Consider the following 22,753-nt stretch of genomic DNA (forward strand, 5'->3'; position numbering starts at 1 on the left):
CTGCTTTTAGCTTGTTTTTGCGAAATAAGTTTCTACAGATTCGTTAAAACGGAGACTGGAGCCTAATGGGCAAAATAACGCTCCTGATATTCGTTAGGAAATACCGGTGCCGATCCCGGGGGTCCATTCTGGAGCGGAGCATTTCAAGGATGAGCGAGCGCGTTAAGCGGAAGCTTTTATCGCCAATCCGAATGTTTGCTTTACGCGCTTAAGCGCTGTAAAGAAGTTAAACATTCTGATGTAGTAAAAAACGCCGCGGCGGAACCTGTACCGGTTCCCGCCGCGGCGTTTCGCTTTTTATTCCGTGAAGCCTGACAGCTTCAGCAGCTTTTGGATAATAGTGGCCACCTCTGCCCGGGTCATCGGGGCATCAGGGGCAATCTCTGCGCCGGTTCTGCCGGAAACCAGCCCTGCCTTGACACTTGCGGCAATGGCGGTTTTGGCATAATCGGCGATGCTGTCGGCATCCTCGAAGGCAGCCAACAGGCTATCCGCTTCTTCTTCGGTAGCTTCCGCAGGAAGGCCTGTCAGCGCCATAGCTCTGGCCAAGATGGCCATCGCCTGCTGGCGGCTGATTTCCTCCTGGGCGCGGATCGTGCCGTCTTCGAAGCCGGAGATCAAGCCGTACTCATAAGCGCTGGCCAGATAGGCTGCATACCAATCGGCTGCAATCACATCCTGGAAGGGCAATGCTGTGGCGCCTGTTCCCTCCAGCCCCAGCGCCTTAACTGCAATGGCGGCAAATTCCGCACGGGTGATGGAGCGGTCCGGTTCAAACATCCCCGGCGCCGACCCGCCCACCATCCTCCTGGCTGCCAGATCGCCAATGGAGGCTTGAGCCCAGTGGCCTTGGGCATCGTTGAAATCCCAGGCAGCGGAAGAAATTACTGCGAAGGTCCCGGAACCGGCTACGCTGTTAAGCGCGATTGCCTGTTTCCCTTCGTAGCTGATCAGGCGGGAAGGTACGGGACTAAAGGTGCCGTTTGCGTTTACCATGGCGCCAGCGGGAGATTTGGAGGCCGCTCTTCCATTGGGGAGAAGCAGAATCCGCTCCGCATATCCTGCAAGCTTGCCCAGCTCCTTCAGCTGCTTGCCTTCCGCCTTGGCAATCTTGAAGGCAACAGGAGAAATCTGAATTTCATAGCCATTGGCTTTGGCAGCTTCCTGCACTTGCTTCAATTCCGCAGCGCTCGGCTGGGCTACCGTAATCCGGAGGCTTCCGCTTTCGGTGCCTGCTTGTGCCAGCAAGCCGGCCGGTACACGGTAAACAGCTTCGTGGCTTTTCACCAGGAGAACAGCCTCATGCGCAGCCATATCCTTGACCAGCCCCGCGTTCAGCTCCACAGTTGCCGTCTCGACGCTGTCGCTGAAGGCAACTGCCACTTCTGTTCCCTTTTGTCCTTCCTTGAGAAGAGCCTTCACTGCTTCATCCTTCAGCACCACAACTGTCTCTGTGCCGCTGGCGGATTGGCTAACCGTGGAGGTAATATCCTTGCCGCCTACGGATGCTGTTACATTGCTGGGGGCTCCCCCGCCTCCGCCACCGCCGCCTTGGACGATTTTTTTGAATTCGGCGGTGAACACAGCGCTGTTGTTTTTGCCGTCAACCACCGCGATTGCTTTGATGGTGGCGGTATCCTTAATGTCGATAGGCTGGGTATATACAGCAGATAATTCAGTCGGCTGCGCACCGTTAGTGGTGTAGTAGATTACCGCATCCGCTTCGGTTGTTTCAAGCACAATGCCGGTTTTTTCCTTAAATTGCTTCTCCGTCGGGCTTGTGGGCGCGGCCGCGGTAAATTCATAAACCAGCGGCGTTCTGCCAATCGCCACCGCCCGGCTTGCACCGGCCTTGGAGGCCGTCAGCACAGTCATGCTGCCTGATGCGGCGGTTGTCCATGTGATGGAGGCATCGCCGGCTGTCCGGTAAGCGCCTGTCACGCTGAATGCCGTATCCCCATCGGCCAAAACCACTGCCGCAGTGGACAAGCCGCTCTCCGGCGTTCCCGCAAAACGGGTCAGCTGAGGATAAAAGCCCTGTTGGGCATTCCACACAGAAGGATTCAGACCGGCAGGCAGTACGCCTCCCACAAGCTGGGCCGTAGACAGCCCTTCGGCTTGCCCGGCTTCCGTTCTTACTTTGCTGCCTGACCCTGTATAATAGGCAATCGGGAATTGGAGCATTTGCATATCGTAGAGATTTCCTGTCAAAACGGCTGCTTCAGCCAGTTGGCCTGCCACACCGCCGGCAAAGGTCTGACCCTTGGACAGCATGCCGCCGACACTGGCGGATGCTTGCCCGCCGCTCATATTGCCGGTGAGCGTTCCTGCTGCATAACCGGCCACACCGCCGGCCCGGGCGGTTTCCACACCCTTGGCGCCGACGCTTCCGGTATTGTAGCTGTCGGCGATTGCGCCATGGTTCACACCGGCGATTCCCCCGGCGTCAGCCGCTGCCGCTTCTGCGGATACCTCCGCATAGGAGAAGCTTTCGCTGATGGAGCCTTCATCGCTTTGGATACCGGCAATACCGCCGGCGGCGCTTCCGCCCTCCCCTTGGGATGCCGTTACCCGGCCGCCTGCATGGGAGGTTTGGATGCTGCCCTCATTGCTTCCGGCAATGCCCCCTGCCGCCGTGCTGGCGGACACCGCTCCGCCCTTTACGGCAACATGGCTGATCATACCCTCGACACCATTCAGGCCGGCCGCCGCGCCTGTGTAGGCCGCGCCGTCCAGCTGCGGCTGAAGCAGCGTCAGGTTGGTGATGACACCCTGATTTTCCGAAACCAGTCCAAGCTTGGTTCCCTCCAGCAGGTGCAGCTTCAACCCGGTAATGCTGTGATTACCGCCATCCAGCTCCCCGCGGAGCACCGCGATAGGCGTCCAAAGCTTGCCTTCCAGAGCAATGTCTGCTGTCAGGGTCAGCTTCGTCACCGCCGGGACTCCAACGGCACCCCGGTTGTACAGTCTGTAGAGACCCAAACCTTCATCCTGCAGAAGGGCAAAGCCTGCCAATTGCTCAGGTGCTGCCACCTCAAATGCTGCTGCGTTCTTGGCGGAAGTGGTCATAAACCCTAGCTCCGGCGCAAACCGCCAGCCGGACAGCTTGGCCAGGGCAGGCACAACCGAATCTCCGTTGCCGGCAAATACCCATACCGGCGCGTCTCCGCTAAAGCTCCAATTGGCAAGGGGCTGGCCGTCCTCCGGCAGCGGCTTCACATTGGCGCTTTGGCCGCTGCTGGTGTCATACATGATCGCTGCCAGGGAACCGGTGGAATAGGAGTCCGCCACCCGGCCATCACGGAAGTTGTAGCCGATGAGCGCTCCCATATAGGAGTTGGCTCCTCCAGCCAAGGAAGTAATCCGGGCCACCTTGGCGTAAACCCGGCTCAAGCTGCCGTCATTGTATCCGGCAAAGCCGCCTGCATAAGCGCGGGTAGCCGTCCCCGTTCCGGCAACATAAACCTCATCCTGCATGGCATAAGCATCTGTAATGGCGGCGCCTTGATACACAACTCCCGCGAAGCCGCCGCCTCTGGCGTCGAAGGAGGTGCTCTTCACATTGCCTGTGGCATAAGTCTGGCTGATGTCATACCCATTCACCACACCGGCAAAGCCGCCGGCATAAGCGCCTGCTTTGCCGTCCAGGGTAACAGAGCCCTTGGCATAAGCTTCGCTGATCGTTCCGGCAGCGGTATCGCCAAGAATACCGGCGAAGCCGCCTGCGGAAATGGTGGCATAAGGGTTGGCAATGGTTGCTTCAATCGCCATATCCGCAGATGCGCTCTTGATGGTTGTGGCATCCGCTTGACCTGCAAAGCCGCCAATACGCGCATAAGTTGCCTGGCGGTTGGCTGCCACGCTCTCCCCGATCACAATCGGCTTATTGTTCAGAGCGGAAGCACGGGAATAGGAAATCTCGCTGCCCGCTGCCTGCCCAACCAGCCCGCCTGTGCTGAAGTTGGAGCTGTTGCTTGCGCCGAGTTGGCTTTGGACCGTAATATTGGCTGCCACGCTGTCGAACAAAAGCCCTGCCGCTCCACCCACAACCGCATGGGAGGCGCCTGTCACCTCCACTGCCGCGGACGAAACAGAGTTATACAGGGAAGCGTAAAGGAGCTTGCCCGCAAGACCGCCGGCATACAAATCCAGCGTTTGTCCTGCGCCTGTCATGACAATGCTGCCTTCTGTCACTTTGGCATCATAAATACCGGGATAAAAAGGTGTATAATACCCGAAATCCAGCGCTGCATCCCGCTGCTCGCCGCCTGTCTCCATTACACCGGCAATGCCGCCTGCGGCATTTGACCGTGTTTCGGTGGCCATCGGAGCGAGGGTTGGAATGTTTTCTCCTGCGGCTGCGGATACCGCAATCTTGGGAGCCGCCTCCGTCAGATAAAGAATGGAGTTGTAGGCAGAGCCTGCAATGCCCCCTGCTTTAACATCATTTTGGCTTGCGGCCAATGTGCCCTGGAATACAGCTTCCTTCACAGCAGTATCCGTCAGCTTGCCGGCAATGCCGCCCAGTGCGCTTCTTCCTGCGGTAACAGCAAAGGATGCTCCCTTTACCTCTACCTTTTCCAGTTCGAATACATTGGTTCCCAATCCGGCTTTATCCCCGACGATACCGCCGGCAGCCGCTGCTGCGGCAATCTCTTCGGCACTGCCGCCGGTGCCTGTGACTACAGCATTCTTCACTGTTTGTCCGACCTGGGAGCGGCCGATCATACCGCCGGCGATGGAGCCTGCTCCGTCTGCACGGATGGTTCCGCCGGTGAAGGTGACGGCAATGTCATTGGCTGTTCCTGACACATACAAACCTGCCAGTCCGCCTGCAAGGCTGCTTTCACCGCTGGCTTGAAGGCTGCCTCCGGTTTCAAGGGTTGCCTTGGAGTTTTGAATATCGCCTGTTTGTTTGCCTGCCAGTCCGCCTACTGCAGCGGCTTCGCCGGAGGCGCTGATTGCTCCGCCGGTGAGCACCACATCGGATGCGGTGATAGCGGATTGATTGTCGCCGACAAGTCCGCCTACTGCGGCATTGGCAGCGGTACTGCTCACGGTGCCGCCGTCTTTTGCGGCAAAATTCAAGCCCGTAATAGTTCCTGTATTCTGTCCGATGATACCGCCGACATAGTTTCCGCCGGTCACTTGGGCTTCGCTGGACAAGACTACACTGATATTAGCCACCTTGCCCAGGTTAAGACCCGCCAAAGCGCCAACCCATTGTGTACCCGTAACGTTCACCGGCTCCAGAGAGACCTGGCGTACAGTGGCATGGCTTCCGATGACACCGAACAAGCCGGTATAGTCGTCGCCGGAAACCTTCAACCCGCTGATCAGATTGCCATTGCCGACAAACTCCCCTTGGAAAGCACGGGCCGTATCGGCGCCGATGGGGTCCCAATGGGTGGATTGGATGTGCACCGGAGCGGTCAATTGAATGGTTCTCAATCTGAAGTCGAACCTGTCAACACCGGTTACCGTTCCGTTTACAATCGCCGCCAAACCTGCAAGATCAGCCTCTGTCTGCAGTGTAAATGTCAGCGCGCCGGGGTTCTTGGTATACCAGTTAATGTTCATGCTGACAGGGCTTCCGCCGCCGTTGTTTCCTCCGTCACCGCCGTTATTGGCACTGAGATTCAGCTCCGGATAACGGTATTCCGCATTCTCAGAGCCGTACCGCCAGGCTGTATCGCTGAAGGTCCAGCCCGACAGGGCCGGGAAGGCATTGCGGTCAGCCAGCACTGTGGAAAGAATCGGGCTCAAACGGGAGTATTGATTAAGCTCATAATAAGTGCCCCCGCCAAAGTCCAACAGCCCGCTGTTAATGGATTTACTCTCATCCTTGACGTAATAGGTATTGTCGATGAGCTCCTTGCTTGCATTGTCATAATACCCTGCAAAGCCGCCGGCATAAGCGCCGTTGTCCCCGGCAACCTGGCCGCCGGAATAGCTGCCGCCCACCGTTCCCGTGGTCATCCGGCCAACCAGACCGCCGCTGTAGGAGCCTGCCCCATGTGCCGTCACATTCTTGGCCGCATAGGAATTGGCTACCGAGCCGCCATGGTCGCCCACCAAACCGCCGGTGAAGGTATAAGCACCATTGGAGGTAACGACTGCGGAGGTGAAGCTGTTTCTGATTTCGCCTGTGTTTTTACCGATCAAACCGCCCAGCGCCGCATAATTGGTGCTGGTTCCGACCGCATTGCCTGTAAGATCCGTTTCCGTATAGGACGCAATTACGCTGCCCGTATTCAAACCTGCAAGTCCGCCGGTGACGGTGGATTCTCCGCTGGCTGTTACGTTTGAATTGGAGTACGAGTAGTACACCGTGCCGGAGTTTTTGCCGATCAGCCCCCCTACAGTCCCGTTATTGCCGTCCGACACAACCGGAAGCTTCTCGGCAATGCTGTTGTTGGCAACAATCGTACGGTTGTCGCCGACCAGTCCGCCCGTGGCGGCATTCGGCGCATGTACCGTAACACTGCCGGTGTATCGGCTGCTTCCGATGGAGCTTACAGCCGAAGCGATGTCCACTTCGGAATCTTCATCAGTCCGCGCATCGTTGATGCCGATCAGACCGCCGGTTGTGGAGGAAGCCGCGGCAGTAGCCAGATCAATAGTCAGGTTTTCCAGATAATTGCCCCTGATGACCTGGGCATGTCCGTCTTCTCCATAACCTGCCAAACCGCGGTTATAACCGGCCAGGCCGCCAACAGTGGCTTGGGGCCCCTTAACAGTCAGCTTCACCAACTGGCCGTACAGGTTGTTCAGACTGCCCTCCGTCAGATGGCCTGCGACGCCGCCTGCAATCAGGTTTGCGGCAGTATCCGCGCCGGTAATAAGCAGATTTTCCACATTCGTTTGGGTGGAATCCCCGGTAATCGCACTGTTATGCGCTTTACCGGCCACACCGCCCGCCTTGCTGTCTGCGCCGTAAAGGGTGAACACGGCATATTCGGGCAGCATGCCCCTAAGAGCGGAGTCGGTAATATTGGCTCCGGCAATTTCACCCGCCAAACCGCCAACCATCGTATTTGCGCCCTTGGTGGTGATAATCGGGCTTTCGGCAATTACGTTGGTCAACGGCGAGGCATTGCTAAAGCCGATGATGCCGCCGATACGGGCGCCGCTTGCCGTTGCCCCTGCATTCACTGCAAGCCCCGCTGTATTGCCGGCCGTTCCATCGCCGTTAACGGAGGCATTCTCCATTACCCCGGCCACGCCGCCTGCGGAAGCTCCCGCTCCTTGCAGAGTCAGCGCAAGCTCCGTTTCACCCGCATAAACTTGAGGACGGATAACGGCAGCGTCGGTAAATCCGACCAGGCCGCCCACTTGGTTATCCGCACCGCCGGAAACAACCGCGATCCCGGTGGCTGCCAGATCCGTCAATACTCCGCTATTGGAGCCCACAATACCGCCCAAAGCGGAACGGTTGCCTTGTGCCTGGATGGAAATTCCGGACACTTCCTGCAAACGGCCTCCGGCCAGCGAAGCTTCATTGCGGCCAATGACCCCGCCCACGGCGTTGTCATCACCGGCCGCATTGACCGTAATGTGATGGACGGTTACCGGCGCTTCCTCAGTGCCTGCCATAACCTGAGCCGTTGCCACACCGGCCAGACCACCCAGCTTGGCTTGGGCTGCCGCAGCGCTGGACTCCAGGCTGATGCCTGCGGCAGTGAGCGACTCGAGACGAAGGTTTCCGCCGTTCTTGCCGATCACGCCACCTGCAGCTACTTCAGCGGCTTCCACTGTGATGCTCACATTATCGGAAGCAGCTTCCGGAGCTGCATCCCCTACGGAAGAAGCCGCGATGCGGCCTTGGGCCACACCGGCGATACCGCCTGCTGCGCCGCCAACGCCGGTGGCTTCAATTTGGGTGTAGCGGACCGTGGCCTGGGTGATTTCCCCATTGGCATAACCGGCCACACCGCCCACTTGCCCGCCGGAGTGAAGGAGGGCCGGAGTGGAGGCGGAACCGCCCACTGTCACATTGCTGACTGTGGCGCCGCTTAGATAACCGGCGATGCCGCCGGTGTATACTTCATGCGTCTCATCCGCAGACGCAGTGGATGTTGCTTGAATGGAGGAGGCAAAGGCTTCTCCCGCAACTGCAGGATCGGCTCCTGACACCATCCCGAAATAACCGCCGGTGTACAAACGCTGTGCGCCTGTTACTGCAATGACGCCGCTGCTTGCTACATTGTTGGCTGCCTTTGTATAAGACCTGTTGGCAATAATGCCGCCGGTATACACATCGGATGCCGTACCGCCGACCGTGATGCTGCCAGTGTTGCTGTAAGCGGCAGCGGCGCTGCTTTTCAGTGTCAGGCTATTGGCCGCATAACCGGCCAAACCGCCTGTATACACGTGGTCCCCGGAAGCGTCAACCCGAACCGTTTCCTGATTAGCCGCCGCACTTTCGAAGGTTAGAGCCGCGCCGGCCTTACCGATCAAACCTCCGGTATAAAGCTCCGACACACCGCTGACCGTTACAGGCACATTCCCTAAGAAAGCTTGCTTCCATACTAAATTGCCGGCGACACTGCCGGCAATGCCGCCGGTGTACGCGCGTACGCCGCCGCGGTGAACAATCTCACCGGATTGCATAAGATTGGCGTGGGAAACTGTTTCCTGCGGGATCTCCATGGAACCGATCAAGCCGCCAGCATAAGTATCCGTAGCGGAAATGCCGGCATCAAGCTGAATCCTGCCCGAGTTGGAGGTCTGGGCCGAAAATTCCACAGCCGCTGCCGGACCTGCTCTGCCCACAATGCCGCCCAAGGCGCCGCTGCCGGAATTTTGCACCGTCAATTGGCCGCTGTTGCGGATAAAGGTATCCTCATCATCCATATCCAGCTTAGCCTGGGCAAAGCCGATAATGCCGCCGGCGTCGGACCGGTACACGCTTCCAGTCACACTTACCGGACCGCTGTTCTGGTTTTTCTTCAGCGCCAGTTCGCCGTTGGAGGCCCCGGCAATGCCGCCGGTCACGACTTCTCCAAAGCCGCTTACCGTGATATCGCCTTGGTTATTCACATTGGACATAAGCCCCGAGGCGCTGCCTGCAATGCCCCCTGCATGAACACTTCTGTCCGGGGAACCGGACGCCTGAATGTCCACACTGCTGACAACGTCAAGAATGGTGCTTTTCTGATCCATATATCCTGCCACTGACCCGACATATACGTCGCCGGAGCCGTGAACCTCTATATTGCCCGCCAAGGTAAACCGGCCTACGGTGGCCCCGTGCATATAGCCGACCAAACCGACATAATCGCCGCCTTTTACCGTAAGCCCGGTTACAGCCGGATTCAATCCGCTCTTCCCTATCAGGATGCCGCGGAACGGATGCTCCGGGGTGCCGATTGGGCGCCACTCATGCTCCGACAAGTTCAGGTCCTTTATAATCTCAAGCGTTTTGCCGCTGAAATCGATGCCGCCGTAAACCAGCTCGGAAACACCGGCCAGCTTTTCGGGCGTATCTACCGTAAATGTCACATAGTCCGCGTTATACCATGCGGTATCAGCAAAGTCTGACCAACTGCCTGCCGCCGCCTTTGCCCCCAAACCTGCGGGGACAAAGGTGACGAGCAGCAGAAGGCAAGAGACAAGCTTGATCCACTTTTGTCTGAAAAGCATAAAGCACCTTCCTGCTCTCATAGTCGGATTGTTCTCCAATCTTACAGCTTGGTTACTGGCAGCTTCTGATTAAGCCGGGCAGCGATTGCCGCGGCTTGGGCCCGGGTAAGCGCTCCGTCGGGAAGCAGGGCCTGATCCTGGCCGTCGATAATTCCCTCGCGGATACAGAGGGCAACGGCCTCTCTGGCCCATTCCGGAATCAATGCCCCATCCGTAAACTCACCCAGGATGGTGTCAGCTTGAGCCGCATCTACTGCTATGTTGCCTCCCAGCAGCTTCAGCGCCCGTCCTGCCATAACCATAGCCTCCAACCGGGACAGCTCGCCCTGCGGCCGGAAGGTTCCGTCCTCGAAGCCGTTCACCAGACCGCTTTCGGAAGCGATGGCCACACTGCGGTTAAACCAGTCATCTGCAGCCACATCGGCAAAGCTTGCCGTTGCCTGTTGGCTCATCAGCCCCAGCACACGAAGCAGCACAGTGGGATATTCCGCGCGGGTAATCCGGCTGTCCGGAGCGAATTCATCCGCTCCGCGGCCCAGCATGAACAACTTGCCGCTGGCGGCTGCAATCACATCCTTGGCCCAGCTGTCCGCAGCCACGTCAGCAAAGGAAGGTTTGCTCTTGATGAAGGCAATGCTGCCGTCATCGGTCAGAGTCAGATTGATATATGCTTTATTGTTGGCGATATCCAATGCCCAGGGAACGGTTGTCCAGTTGCCGTTTTTGCTTCTCAGCACCACCCCTGTAATGTCACTGGCGGCAATGCTGTCGGGAATAGCCACTCTGGCGGCAACGGAACGTCCGCTGTAGATCCCCGGCGTACCGATTTCGAAGGTAACCCCTTCGCCGTCTCCCAGCAGCTCTGCCTGGAGGGATTGAGCAACCTTTTCCAGCTCGGCTTTTTGGGAAGCCGTGTTCTTTTCCAGCACAAGCTTCAGATCCTTGCCTGATTCGGCTGCCAGATTGGCCGGAATGGCCAGATCCGCGAAGGGCAGCGCCATCCGGAGGGTCTGTCCGTTCTTGGCGGCTTGAGCCAGCAGGCCGGAGCCGATTTCAAACTCGTAGCCGTTGACCAGCGCATTATTGCCTTCAACCAGCAGCTGCTTCGGATTGGCGGCACTGGTTCCCGCCTTGTCAATCCGGGCTGTCAAACGGTCATTGCGCAATTCGGTTTGAACCGTTTCGCCGTTGGCTTTAATATCCGCGTTCCCGGGGCCCATGGGTCCTATGCCGCCAGGAGTCGGCTGGCTCCAAATTTTTGCTTCCATCAGCGCGGAAACCGCCAAGGCTTGTTTGCCGCCTACAGCCCGTTTGGCCACACCAATCCTGTCGCCTGCTGCCGCTGCAACAACACCGTCTGCAGGGAGGACCGTCCAGCCGCTTACATCATCCTTGTACCGGGGAGCCGCCGGAATGCTGCTTGCTGCCGGATAAACCTTATACACCAGCTCCGCATCTGCCATCTCTCCGGCAGACACCACATTTACCTTGGTGACGCCAGCCTTGTTGGCAACTGTAGCCGTATACGCATTGATCTCGCTGGATACATTCACCACCGTCATACCTTGAAGAACAACGTCATCAGTAAGCTGGTAATCGGCCTTCACGATGGCTGATCCTTCAGATACCGCCTTGACTGCGCCGCTATCCGTTACGCTGGCAGCTTCCCCGGCGTAGAGGGAGTAGGTCAGCTTATCCAAATCTGCTGCCGGAACGGATACTTCCTTAAATTTGAGCTTTTGCTTCTCATCCACACCATCCGGATACCGCAGGAAGGCTTCCACCTTCTTTTCATCCTGCACGTACAGATTAGGCAGCTTCCGCAGCACCAATGCTACCGGCACCTGGTAACCGCCGTTGGTTACCTGCACGGTTGTGCCGTTGCTGTTGCCTGCACGGTCTACCGCTTCAAACACAAGCTCCAGCTTCGGCTCCGTACCGGCAACGGTAATGTCACCGGCGAACCGGCCGTCCGGGCCTACGGTCACACGCTGTCCGTTTACCCTCAATTCCGCATCGTTGCTGGTTTGCCCCGCTACACGGATTTTGCCGCCAACAGTGCGTTCGCCGGTAAGCGGAGTATCCAGGTAGAGTATGGGAGCAAGGGTATCCACGGTGAGATACAGCATGGTAATGGAGAAATCGCCGGTTTGTTGGTTGGTTGCCCGCAATTCCACCGCATACCTTCCATCTGTTGCAAAGGTGGAGAAATCCATTGCCCCTGCGCTGCCGGAGGCATTGTCCGCAAGCTGGGTTTTGCCAAGGGACTGCCCGTCGAACAGGGCCTCCACCTCCACATTTTGCTGATCGGAGCTGAGGAGAATCCGCTGCTGCTTGCCGCTGGTCAGCACATCCGCATAAGCGGCGGACGCCTCCGCCACATTGACATTATCCGAAGGCTTGATACTCAACACCGGTTTTGCGGGTACAGGCAGCAGAGTGTTTGCCGTATCCGTCCGGTTGGAAAAATGGAGATTTTCGTTCTTGTCGGCCGCTTTATCGGGTCTTACTGCAGCCGATACGCCAACCACATATTTTTGCTCCACCTGCAGCCCCTGGTAGGAGACAGTGTCCCCCTCCACAGGCTTGCCCTCCAGGCTGGAATGATCCATCTGGCTGGAACGGGAGGCCTTGGTCCAGCCGCCCAGGCGAATGCCTTCATATTTGCCGCTTTGGGCATTCCAGTACGGGGCCAATTCTTCTTCCGTGAACAGGATGGAGGCGAAGTTGTCATATTCCTTCAATGCGCCGTTTTGCTCCTGCAGCACCTCGATATTGTAGCTGTGCCCGAATCCTGCCTGCGCCGGCTTCTTGGCCGCGGGACGGAAGGAGAGGTCGAAGTAGCCGTTGCCTGCCGGCTTCACAGCCGCATCCTGCACCTCGCCGGGTGCCAGCGGGTCCACCACAGTGAACTTGCTGGCACTGGTCATCGTATTGAAGGTGTTGGAGGATTTCAGCTCCGCACGCAGATAATAGTCGCCTTGAGGCAGCAGTCCGCGGATGTCCTCGGTAGCGCCCAAAAGCGAAACCTGAGACACATCGATAACCGCGCTGCCTGCAGCTGTTGTGCCGGACAAATTGCCGCCGGCTGTGACATCCAGATCCTTGGCCACCAGAAGTCCCGCCGAACCCGGATCGGCAGCTTCTTCGCCTGCAGCGGCAGGAGGCAATACGGCGTCCTTGGTCAAATAGAGGCTAACCGTATCCCCCGGCTTGGCATTGGCTACCTTCCAGGAAGCCGTAAATGTATTCGGGTTTTGATCCGGCTTTGTCAAGCGGATTTCCTCCAGCTTGGAGACTACCGGAATATTCAAAAGTCTGGAATCCACCTGCTGGTCGGAGGACAGCTTCCATGTGCCGCCGGCTTGATTGGCCGGCACGGCAATGTAGATTTTTTTCACAACACCGTTCTGGCCGGCAATCTCCTGGGTAAAGGCATTGGCTAAGGGATCATTGGTTCTGTTCACGTCATAAACAAGCGGATAGTCCTGAGCCTTGTTATCCTTCATAACCAGATTCGGAACGGTATTGCCGTAATACTCCACCTCCAACAGGGCGTCGCCGGAAACGGAGCTCATGGGAATCTCATGCAGCCGTCCTTCATCCGACACCTTGATGCCGCCGATGCCTATGCCGAAGGAGCCGTTGTCAAGCAGATCCACGCCATTGGCAACACTGTGATACTCAATTTCGTGAGGCGCATCCTCCTTGGTTACCCAAGAGGTGGCCACCGTTTCCACTCCTTGGCCCAATATGATGAGCTTGGGGCCTGTTTCGGGGTCCTGAATCCGCAGATAAGCCAGGCCTTCCGGCAGCTTTTCGCCGGAGGTGCCGAATTCAATCCCTCCGTCAAAGTAGTAGGTTACACCCAGGGTGATAAAAAGAAGGGTGTAGCTGCCCCACATTTTGTCGTTGTTTATCCCCAAGGATACGCCGGATAACGGCATGCCGCCTACTACAGGAACATCCGAGGGAATTTGCAGCTTGGCGCTTAAGAAGCCCTCGAAATCAATCCGGTTTTTGATCAGATTCTGGCCCACAAACAGAGAGGCTTTGCCGATAATGACATCCCAGCCCAGCACGTCCACTTCCACAGATGCGCTGACAAACCAGGGTGTTGCCCATTGCGCGGCAATTTTGGCCTCGGTGATCATGGTCATCCGCTCAGAATTGGGGCTTGGGGCGTAATCCAAGGCCCCTACAATCTTGATGCCGGTTTTCTTCAGGGTCAGATCGATGCTGCCATAGAAGATGGCAGGGGGAATGCCGAAGTTGATATCCGCCCCGGCCTCAATGGTCAGCGGAACGTCGCCCTCTCCCGCAATCGTATCCGCCAGCTCGCGGATGGCGCCGCGAATGCCTTGCAGATAGGTAGCGCCGGCGATCATTATCCCCGGATCGCCCAACTCCGCCTCGAAGCCAATAACATCCGGCAGAATCCGCTTGTCCGGCACCTGCTTGAAGGCTAACTCCACTCCTACGCCGAAGTTGGCCAGCTCAGCCTTGAATTTAAGGCCGTAGGTATTGGAGACGTCCTCCACCTCCTGCACATAGTGGACGATGGTAATTTCACCGGAAGGCAGCTTTGGATCATCCTTGCCTTTTTTGCTGGAGCCGATCAGGCCGATGCCCTCATTCAGATCGAATTTCAAACTGGCGTCGATCCCCACAAAGCCTTTATCATTGAAAACAACATTATTGATTTCCGATTCAACGATCTTAAGGTTGATGCTGCCGCCAAAGGAAATGCCGCCCGGACGCAGAATAAAATCATGGAATTTCATGCCAAACCCGCTGATGGAGAAGCTGGGAGCGGCAAACAGGCTGTGCCGGTTGAAATATACGTCCTCAATGACCAATTGGCGCAAAGGATTCAGCCGGTCAGACAATCCGCCGGTAGCCCATTCCAAGGAACCGTTGAGGGAGTCATCCTCTCCGCCTTTTTCCTTTTTGTCTTTATCCTTGTCCTGGTCCTCATCCTCATCCTCATCCTCATCTTCGTCTTCCTCGTCATCGTCGTCCTCATCATCCGATTGCGACAATGATTTGCTGAAGCCGTTATAGAAGTCGAGGGTCCATTCCCCGCTATGGAAAATAAAGCCGCTGTTGGCTACGGAGAGTGTACCGTCGCCCTTAACAGCCAAGGTGCGGAAGAAGGGAGAATCGCCTGCTCCCGAAATCGAGCTTAAGCCCAGCACATCCAGCTGCCCTTGGGCAAAAACCATATCCTTCCCGCGGTAGGCGACAGCATTGTTGATGATGGCGGGTTCGCTGGTGGTATCCACCACATACTGCGTATCCTTGCCGCTGCCGATCCGGTTGATCATGCCGCGGATTTCAACCAAAACCTCGTCTCCGCTTTCCTCCTCCTCATCACTGCCGACTCCTGTTTCCTCTTCGGCAAGCTCTTCCTTGAAGGCCTCCAGCTCCTCCTCGCTTTCAAAGGCTTCCAGCCGGTAAGCCGGGATCTCCTCCGGTTTCAGCAGATACTCTCCGCTAAACTCCGGATCAAGCGCTTTGCCTGCCAGCACCATTTTGTTCATAGCGCCAGCGAAGGCATTTTTCATCATTTCCAGATCAACTTTAGAAGGCAGCTTCTCTCCGGGGAAAGCCTGCTCATAAGGCTCCTTCATATCTTTATAGTCTTCCGTCAAATCAAAGGTTGACTTGACTACTGCCAGAATGTTGGCTTTTTTCACACGGGACGATTCATCTTCGCTGACTACGAAGCGCTGAACAGTGGTCAAATCATACAACCCCGCCGTATCGGCGGTATCCTTGTAGTCCACTTCCACCTGATACTCGCCCAAGGGCAGTGTCGGGCCCAGATCCTTCAGTTCCTTGCCGTCTTTATCCTTCATCACATCGCCGTTGGCGTCCACAAGATCGCCTGTGCGGTAGGTAATCCGCATATCCCCCAGCATTCCGTCGTTGGCGGGTTGAAGAATAACGGATTCCTGTACCGGTACCTTGTAACGGTTGCCGGTGGCGATTTCCCTCAAATACACGTCAAAGTTAGGCTCGGATGTTGCGTTGCCAGGGTTATAAGCCTCCACGTTGGACAAATTCAGCGTGATATATTTGACATCCGTGGTATAGGCCTCTTCCGGCAGCATGGAGTATACAAAGGTCTGCGCCGCAACCCCTACCGGAGGAAGAAAGACAAAATTGGCTTTGCTGGATTTGTACTGGGCTTTGACGGATTCGTCCTCTACGCCCTGCAGCTGCTTTTCCGTTTCCGGACTGGTAACGGACAGCATATATTCCGGAGTTGTCGGCCAGGGACGTCCCTTGGCTATTACTTTAAAGGAAGCCGTTACGGTTTCACCCGGCTTGAATTTGGGCTGAATGCCCAGCTCTGCCTCCTCCGGTGTAGCCTCCTTGTTAAAAATAGCGCTTTGAGTGTTGCCCGCCAGCGTCTTGGCCTTGCCGTCAGCGCCTCTGACGATCTGCCCCTTATCATCCAGCTCGACGAATTTCAGCGCATTGTCCAGCTGCAGGCTGACGCGGATGCTGGATTGCTCCATATCGTAGGACGCCAGGTTTTCCACCTCGGCCGTAATATCGAAAATCCCCTCATTCTCATAGCCGCTGCTGTCCTCCAATGTGGCCAATTGGTTCACCGGATCAATATAACGGATGGAGAACACCTTGTCCGGCTGAATAATTTCGCCCAGACCGTAGACCGTCTCGAAGCTGCGGGCCGTTCCCGACGGAATCCGGTCCGGGTTCCAGTAAAGAGCCACTGCAGAATCCGCCGAACCATAATCATTGGTATCAGTGGTGAAATCCAGATTGGGGTTTACCTCATAATCCCATTTGGTATTGGCCATTTTGGCCCAGTGGCCAACTACCATTTCATCCACAATGTTAATGTCATTCTCCGAGAAATTGTTAAAGCCGTAGGCCATTACATTGGTAGCCAACGGATTGGAGCTGTCGTATTTGTCCTTCATTACCCAATATCCCGGCAGGGTGTGCAGCGGCTTTTCCTCCTCGGAAATAGTGGAGGGAAGCTTATCTGCGTCCATCAGCCTGCGCTCCACCTGCAGCGGCACCTTATAAGCTGTGCCTACCTGGAAGGCCGGACCGTCATTGCTGCCCAACATGGTATCCAGCAAGATCCGGGAGCCTACCTGCACGTCTGCCTGGGTAGGGTTGTTGACAATGTAGCCGACATTCACGTTGCCGGCATTCATCTTGTCGGAGGTATTGATGTAGAGCTTAAGAATCTGTGTAATTTGGACCCCCTTAATGCTCCAGGTGGTCTCAATCTGCTTGGTTCCGTCCGTATTCTCCACAATCCGCGGGGTGGAAATTTCCGAGAAGAACTCCGCTCCGAATTTATAAGGGTTGCCGAAAATATAGTCGGTTCCGTCAATCCGGAAGGTGGTAAAGGAAGTTTCGGGATCATCTCCCTGGAACATCATGTTCACGTTCTGGTCATTCTTGCGGACGGGCTGGCCGTCCACGGTCCGAATGGCGAAACGGCCCGTATGATTATTAACCGTCACCTTGATGAAGCTGTTGCTTAATACTGTCACGTCTTTTTTGCCCATTTCATTGGCAAAGGCCGAGACCGGAAGCCCCAAGGCCAGAATTACAGCTAGCAGGATTACAATTGTCTGTTTAAATCCTCTCATCCGCATTTGACTCCTTTATTCCAGGGTTGTCCGGCGAAGCGGCGTTGACCGCACCGCCGGACAAACTTCCGGGATTCACTTAATCTGCTTTGCCTACAAAGAAGGAAGCGAACTCCCTTTCTCTCTCTTGCGTTCTGACAATAATGGTATACCAGCCTGTTTTGGGGAAGGTAACCTGGAATTGTTTGGCCGTCAGCGCTTCATAGGATATTTCCTCGGCAATATATTTCATTTGCCCTTCCCGGTACAGTCCCGAATGATACAGGATGGTGAAGGTGGCCCGTTCATTGGTTGCCTTTTCTCCCTCAACCGTCATTTCATCGTAGCCCTGTACGCGGAAGGTAATTTTGTTGGTATCAAACAGCAAGGACTCTTCCAGGCTGGAGGACAATACTTCCCCATTGCCGGTGATCAACAGCCCCGTATCCGGCATCACGACTACCGATTGCGTGACAGCCGAGCTATTGCCCACTTCATCCGTTACTGTATAGGTGACGGTTTGCTTGCCTGTTTTGGTCAAATCCAGATCACTGATGGATACCGCAAGGTTGCCCGCATCCGACAGGTTGTCGGAAACCGTATAACCGCCCAAATCCGTGTAAGGATTGAAGCCTGCCTGATTCCGGATCACGGAGGTTACGGGACGGTTCAGCTTGAGCTCAGGGGCCGTATTATCCAGACCCGCTACTTCAATTTGGGAAATGACCATATGCCCCAGAAGATCGGCCAGTGCAATTCTTGTCCGCCCGTTGGTGCTGTATACGGCTGAGTGGGCGTAACTGCCGTCGGACCCGCTTATCTGGTTGAGGTAGTTTCCTTGTTCGTCAATAGAAGGTGCCGTTCCCAAGAAGATTTTGTTGGGGGCATTAACCTGCCCGCTCAAGGTGACCCTCACATTGCCCTTGGCATAGGTTTTGCCGCCGATAGTCACTATTTTCTCCGCAGGCAGCGGTTGTCCGTTCTCATCCACATACTCGTAAACGATCTGCGGCGCCGCAAATGCGGGAGCAATATAGGCAATGTCTTCTTCCAGAACAGCCGTATTGCCCATGTGGTCGCGTACAGTAAATTCCGCCTTGCCGTTCTCCAGCATGGTAACCGGGGTTTGGCCTTGAATGACAGTGAAATCCTTGGCATTGACAGCGGTCTTGGCCACACTCACCACAACGCCCTCCGCCAAAATCACATTGCCTTGGCTGTCAGTGATGGTCTTAAAGGTTTTTGACCCGTTGGTTCCGTACGTATACGACTTCGCGACGCGTACGGAGGGAGGTGTTTTATCAATGTTGCCGACCGTTGCTGTCGCTGTGCTCTTGTTGCCCGCTTCATCCTCAAATTCAAAGGTGAATGTGCCGTTTTCCGTAAAGACGCGCCGCCTGCTTCCGTCATTGTTCAGCACCCGCACCGGCTCGGCGGTTTGCAGTTCAGCCGTTACATTGGAGGAGGTAGGCCCGGTAATGTTGTAGGCAACCGTTCCTTCAGGAGCCGTATCGTCAATGTTTTTCACTACCGCCAAAAGCCTGGCCTTGCGGTCCGGAGCAGTAAGGTCGGTCATGTCGAAGGTGTATACCCCGTTCTGCGGGATATTGTAGGTATTGCCTCTGGCATGAACCGGGGCCGCCGGATTGTCTGCAGCGGAAGGTGTCACCTTCACCCCGGCGGGAACCGAAATGGTTAATGCTACATCTCCGCTGCCCACTGATTTTAAGGTACTGTACGAGGCGATGCCGTAGAGCGGATTTGCCTCCGGGTTGAATCCCCTGGTGTCCACATCCGCCGGACTGCTTTCTCCTCCATAGGGGGAACGGAATTTCACCTTCAGCTGCAGTTGGGACGGTGTTTTTTCGTCAACGGTCGTACGAACGAAGTTGGTATACGGCATCCAGGCGGTCCATGTGGCGCCGTTATCCTTGGACACGGCATATTCATAGCCGTCCTTGGTGGAATTCTGCAGCTCCAGTTGGAGCACCGCTTTGTATCCATCGGTTTCATTGCCTTCAAAGGCAATCAGGTCGGATTGGAGAACCTGTACGGGACGGTCATCCTCCCGCGACAGCCGGAAGGCTCCCGTATGGGTAACGGCACTGTTGCCTGCCCCATCTGTGGCCAAGACATATAAGATGAAGTCCGCAGCCTCTCCAACGGCCAGTCCGGAGTTATCCAGCGCTGCCCTGCCGTCTCCCGGAAGAGCCTGCCATCCCGCCGATGCCTCACCGGGGGCAGGGACAGCTTCCCGGACCCATTGGTATTTCACTGTTTTGCCATCCGGCCGGTACGGCTCGGTTGCCGTCACAATGACGGTGTGACCCGGTTTTGCGTAGCCGACACCGTTGATGCTGAAGGTGACGGCAGGCGCGGCATCATCAAACTTGTACAGCTGGTTGAAATAATAGGCTTGCGCATCCAATTCCTTGACACGGACATGCAGATATTGGTCGCCGTTCAGCGCAGTGTCCGCCGGAATCCAGACCTTGGATTCATAGACCGCCGAGGTTACAGTGCTTGCCGCATAAACAGAGGCGGTAACGGAAGGCGCCGCTGTGCTGTCCGCTGCCAAGCCGCCTGCTGCAGGGCTATTCCCGACCACTACGCTGGTAGTCGGCTTAAATTGACTGTCCGCCGGGCGCGCCACGGAGTTGCTATATGCGTAAGAGATATCTTCAACCGAAATCCCATTAATGGAAAACTCCACGTCATGGCTCTTCACATAATTTTCCGATTTTGAGGAGTAGGAAACCTCCATCCTTTTGGATGAGTTGACCCTTGCAACCTTCGTCGTTTGTACCGCCGTTGTATTTCCGGCATGATCCGCACCCTGCAGGTACAATACATAGTTGCCGTCTTCAAAAACATGGCCTTGTGTGGAAACGATGTAATCAGCCGGAACAGTAGTCCAGGCAATGGGGCTTGGCGCTTCATTTTCCTTCACCCACTGATACTGCACATTGGCCGCATCAATTCCGCTATGATCGTCGGTTGCTTTTACCTGTGCTTTTACCTCGGCAGTGTCTTGGCCGATATCGATGGTTGCTGAAAGCTCTGGGGCTTTATTGTCCAGCAGCAGCGTCGCCTTGTTATAAATCCAGTTGGAATCATCGTGTTTGAAATCCTCCGGTGTCCATATGGATAGATTTCCGTACTCGGCAACCGTTTTTAGAGCCTCACTCTTGGCGTAAAATTCTGCGTCAGCCTCAGAAGCCCCGGGATGACTGGCAAAATATTCATTCTTCCATGCGTTGTACATGTCGGGATGTTCACTTGCAAAGTCTTTATTCTTGTTGTATTGCATCAGTTCCCTGGCCGTATCCCAAGTCATATCTGCTGTCCAGGTGTGCAGGTACCAGGGGCCGCTGGCTTCAGAAGCGTAAGCCTCCGCAGGAGGAGAAAGCAGATTGGTTTTGTTGTTGGCTACCATAAAGTTCAAATCTGCTAATTTCCCTGGATACAGGCCGTCGCTTGGTTGCAATCCTTTCAGGGAATACCGCTTGACTGCGGCATAGTTATCCCCTTCTTTGTCTGCCAGCGGATTGTCGGGTTTTTGGCTCCAGTAATAATACACTAATCCGACTCCCGGGGAATTCTCTCCGATCGGTCCCGTCATATTCAGCGGGCGGTAGATACCACGGCTTGGGCGTACAACTCCAGGCTCATCCGGATCAAGAGGGGGAGCCGTAACCGAAGGATCATTGGCATCAATGGTGATTTTCCCCCGTTTGCCATATACCGCGTCAGTTGCGCCTTCGCTGTCATAGTAGTAGCTGAATTCCGGGTCCTTGTTATCGATGGACAGCTTTGCCCAGTCAATCTTGGTGTCGGCTATCCGCTGGGAGGGATCTGTGGGCGCAGGCTCCGATGATTTGCTGGTGTTGGCGGCGTCCATCAGCAGGTTGCCGGCATAATCCTGGATTACGCCTTTATCGTAATAGCCTTGCGCTGCCCTGCTCTCATGGGTAAGGGCGATAACCTTTAACAATGCTACATCTATATCAGCATCTGTTACTTCTGCCTTAAACGTCCAGGTAGGAGTGTTCGAGCCATCCTCGTATTTAGCCTTCATGCCATTATTGAAATGAAGAATTAAATCGGACAGGTTCAGTCCTTCTTTAATAATGACATCCTCCGTAAGCTGTACCTTAAAGTAGATCTCGTCGCCGCCGTTTAAGGTACTGCCCGTAAGGATATCAGGCTGAATGCCGTTTGCCACAAAAGAGTATTTGGGCGGCACCGCATCGACAATAACCCGGTAGCCGTCATTACCGGATATGGCGTTATCCGGATCAACGGTTTCATCGAAGGGATTGACAGTTTTGCCGCTTAAAAAGGAGGAACCGGCAACACTGGATGCTTGACCAAATTTGGTTATTTTAAGGGGGTTGCCTGCCGGGTCATGAAAATCGGCATCAATGATTTTCTCCCTAAGCGCCTTTTCGTTCAGCCCTCCTGTTAATGGAAGTTCCGTCAGTTCCCCGCCGTTCTTAATTGGCAAATTGCCCGAATGATGAAGGGGTGTAGGGGAATAGGAGTAAGCCAGCTTATCTGTGAACTGGCTCCAATTGGTTGAAGCAGGAAGCCTCATCCCTTGATTCTGTCCGGCTCCGGGCAAGCCTGTTCCCGCCGGGTTGGTAAATAAATAATGAAGATTCAAGTCAGCGGCTTCGCCTGGTGAGCTGGGCTTGACCAGTTCACTGAAGGGATAGGTAAGGGTCATCTGCTCTCCTGCCTTCAGGAACAGCTCCTTCTCGCCAATTTTCGTATTGTTCCGCTCCGTACCTGTAGAGATGAATTGATACTCCTGCAATTCCGGGTCGTGAATGTCTCGAAAATACAGATGTACTCCATCGATAGCGGCGGTTCCATCACGTTCTAATGTAATGGTAATCACATCATTGGGATCAAGTGCCTGCCAGCCCGTATCAACATTATCATTGCGGTCGGGATGGCTTCCTCCATGCTCCTCCCTGTATTTATAGTAGTTCGATCTGTCCGTTTTGATCTCCATGCTGACGAAGTCATCGTCAGATTCCCACATCGTGTTGATAAAGAAGCGGAACTCTCCTTGTCCACTGGCAGCAAGCTCCCGCAGACCCGGTACTTCGGCTACATGGATGGAGCCCTTAAAATCCATTGCAGATTGTGTACCCCTAAGGTACTCTCCGCCATACTCAATGTATACGCCCGGAAACCCTGCTCCGGCATACTGCCGGGGAAACCACATCCAAGCCTCAAAGTCCATACTACCCTCGCTATCTATTTTAGGAACTGCGGGGTTTTGACTAATGGTGCTTTTGTTATATACCTTGGTCTGATTAATAAACACATCCTCATACTGCCCTGTCGCCGCCTTCACTTCCTTGGTTCCTGCAGGCGCAAACATGGCCGGCAGCAGGCTGGCGGCAAGGATGATTGACGTCCACTTTTTTAACCTTTTCAGCATTATGTATCCTCCCAAAGCAACCTTATAGGTC

General features: G+C 55.5%; 3 protein-coding genes. All 3 read right to left on the minus strand.

Translation table 11 applies throughout. The features are described 5' to 3' along the window. Positions 1–297 precede the first annotated feature (297 nt). Positions 298–9,645 carry an S-layer homology domain-containing protein gene (locus tag DQG13_RS18095; protein WP_113021193.1) on the minus strand — a complete coding sequence of 3,116 codons (9,348 nt, stop codon included), beginning with the start codon at positions 9,643–9,645 and terminating at the stop codon, positions 298–300. 41 nt (positions 9,646–9,686) lie between these two features. Next, complete coding sequence (locus DQG13_RS18100) at positions 9,687–17,288, minus strand: S-layer homology domain-containing protein (protein WP_113021194.1); 7,602 nt, start codon at positions 17,286–17,288, stop codon at positions 9,687–9,689. A gap of 79 nt (positions 17,289–17,367) precedes the next feature. After that, positions 17,368–22,722, minus strand: a complete 5,355-nt coding sequence (locus DQG13_RS18105) for a DUF5011/hyalin repeat domain-containing protein (RefSeq protein ID WP_113021195.1) — start codon at positions 22,720–22,722, stop codon at positions 17,368–17,370. Positions 22,723–22,753 lie beyond the last annotated feature (31 nt).

Source organism: Paenibacillus sp. YN15 (assembly GCF_003285005.1).
In the GTDB taxonomy this organism is placed as follows: domain Bacteria; phylum Bacillota; class Bacilli; order Paenibacillales; family NBRC-103111; genus Paenibacillus_AR.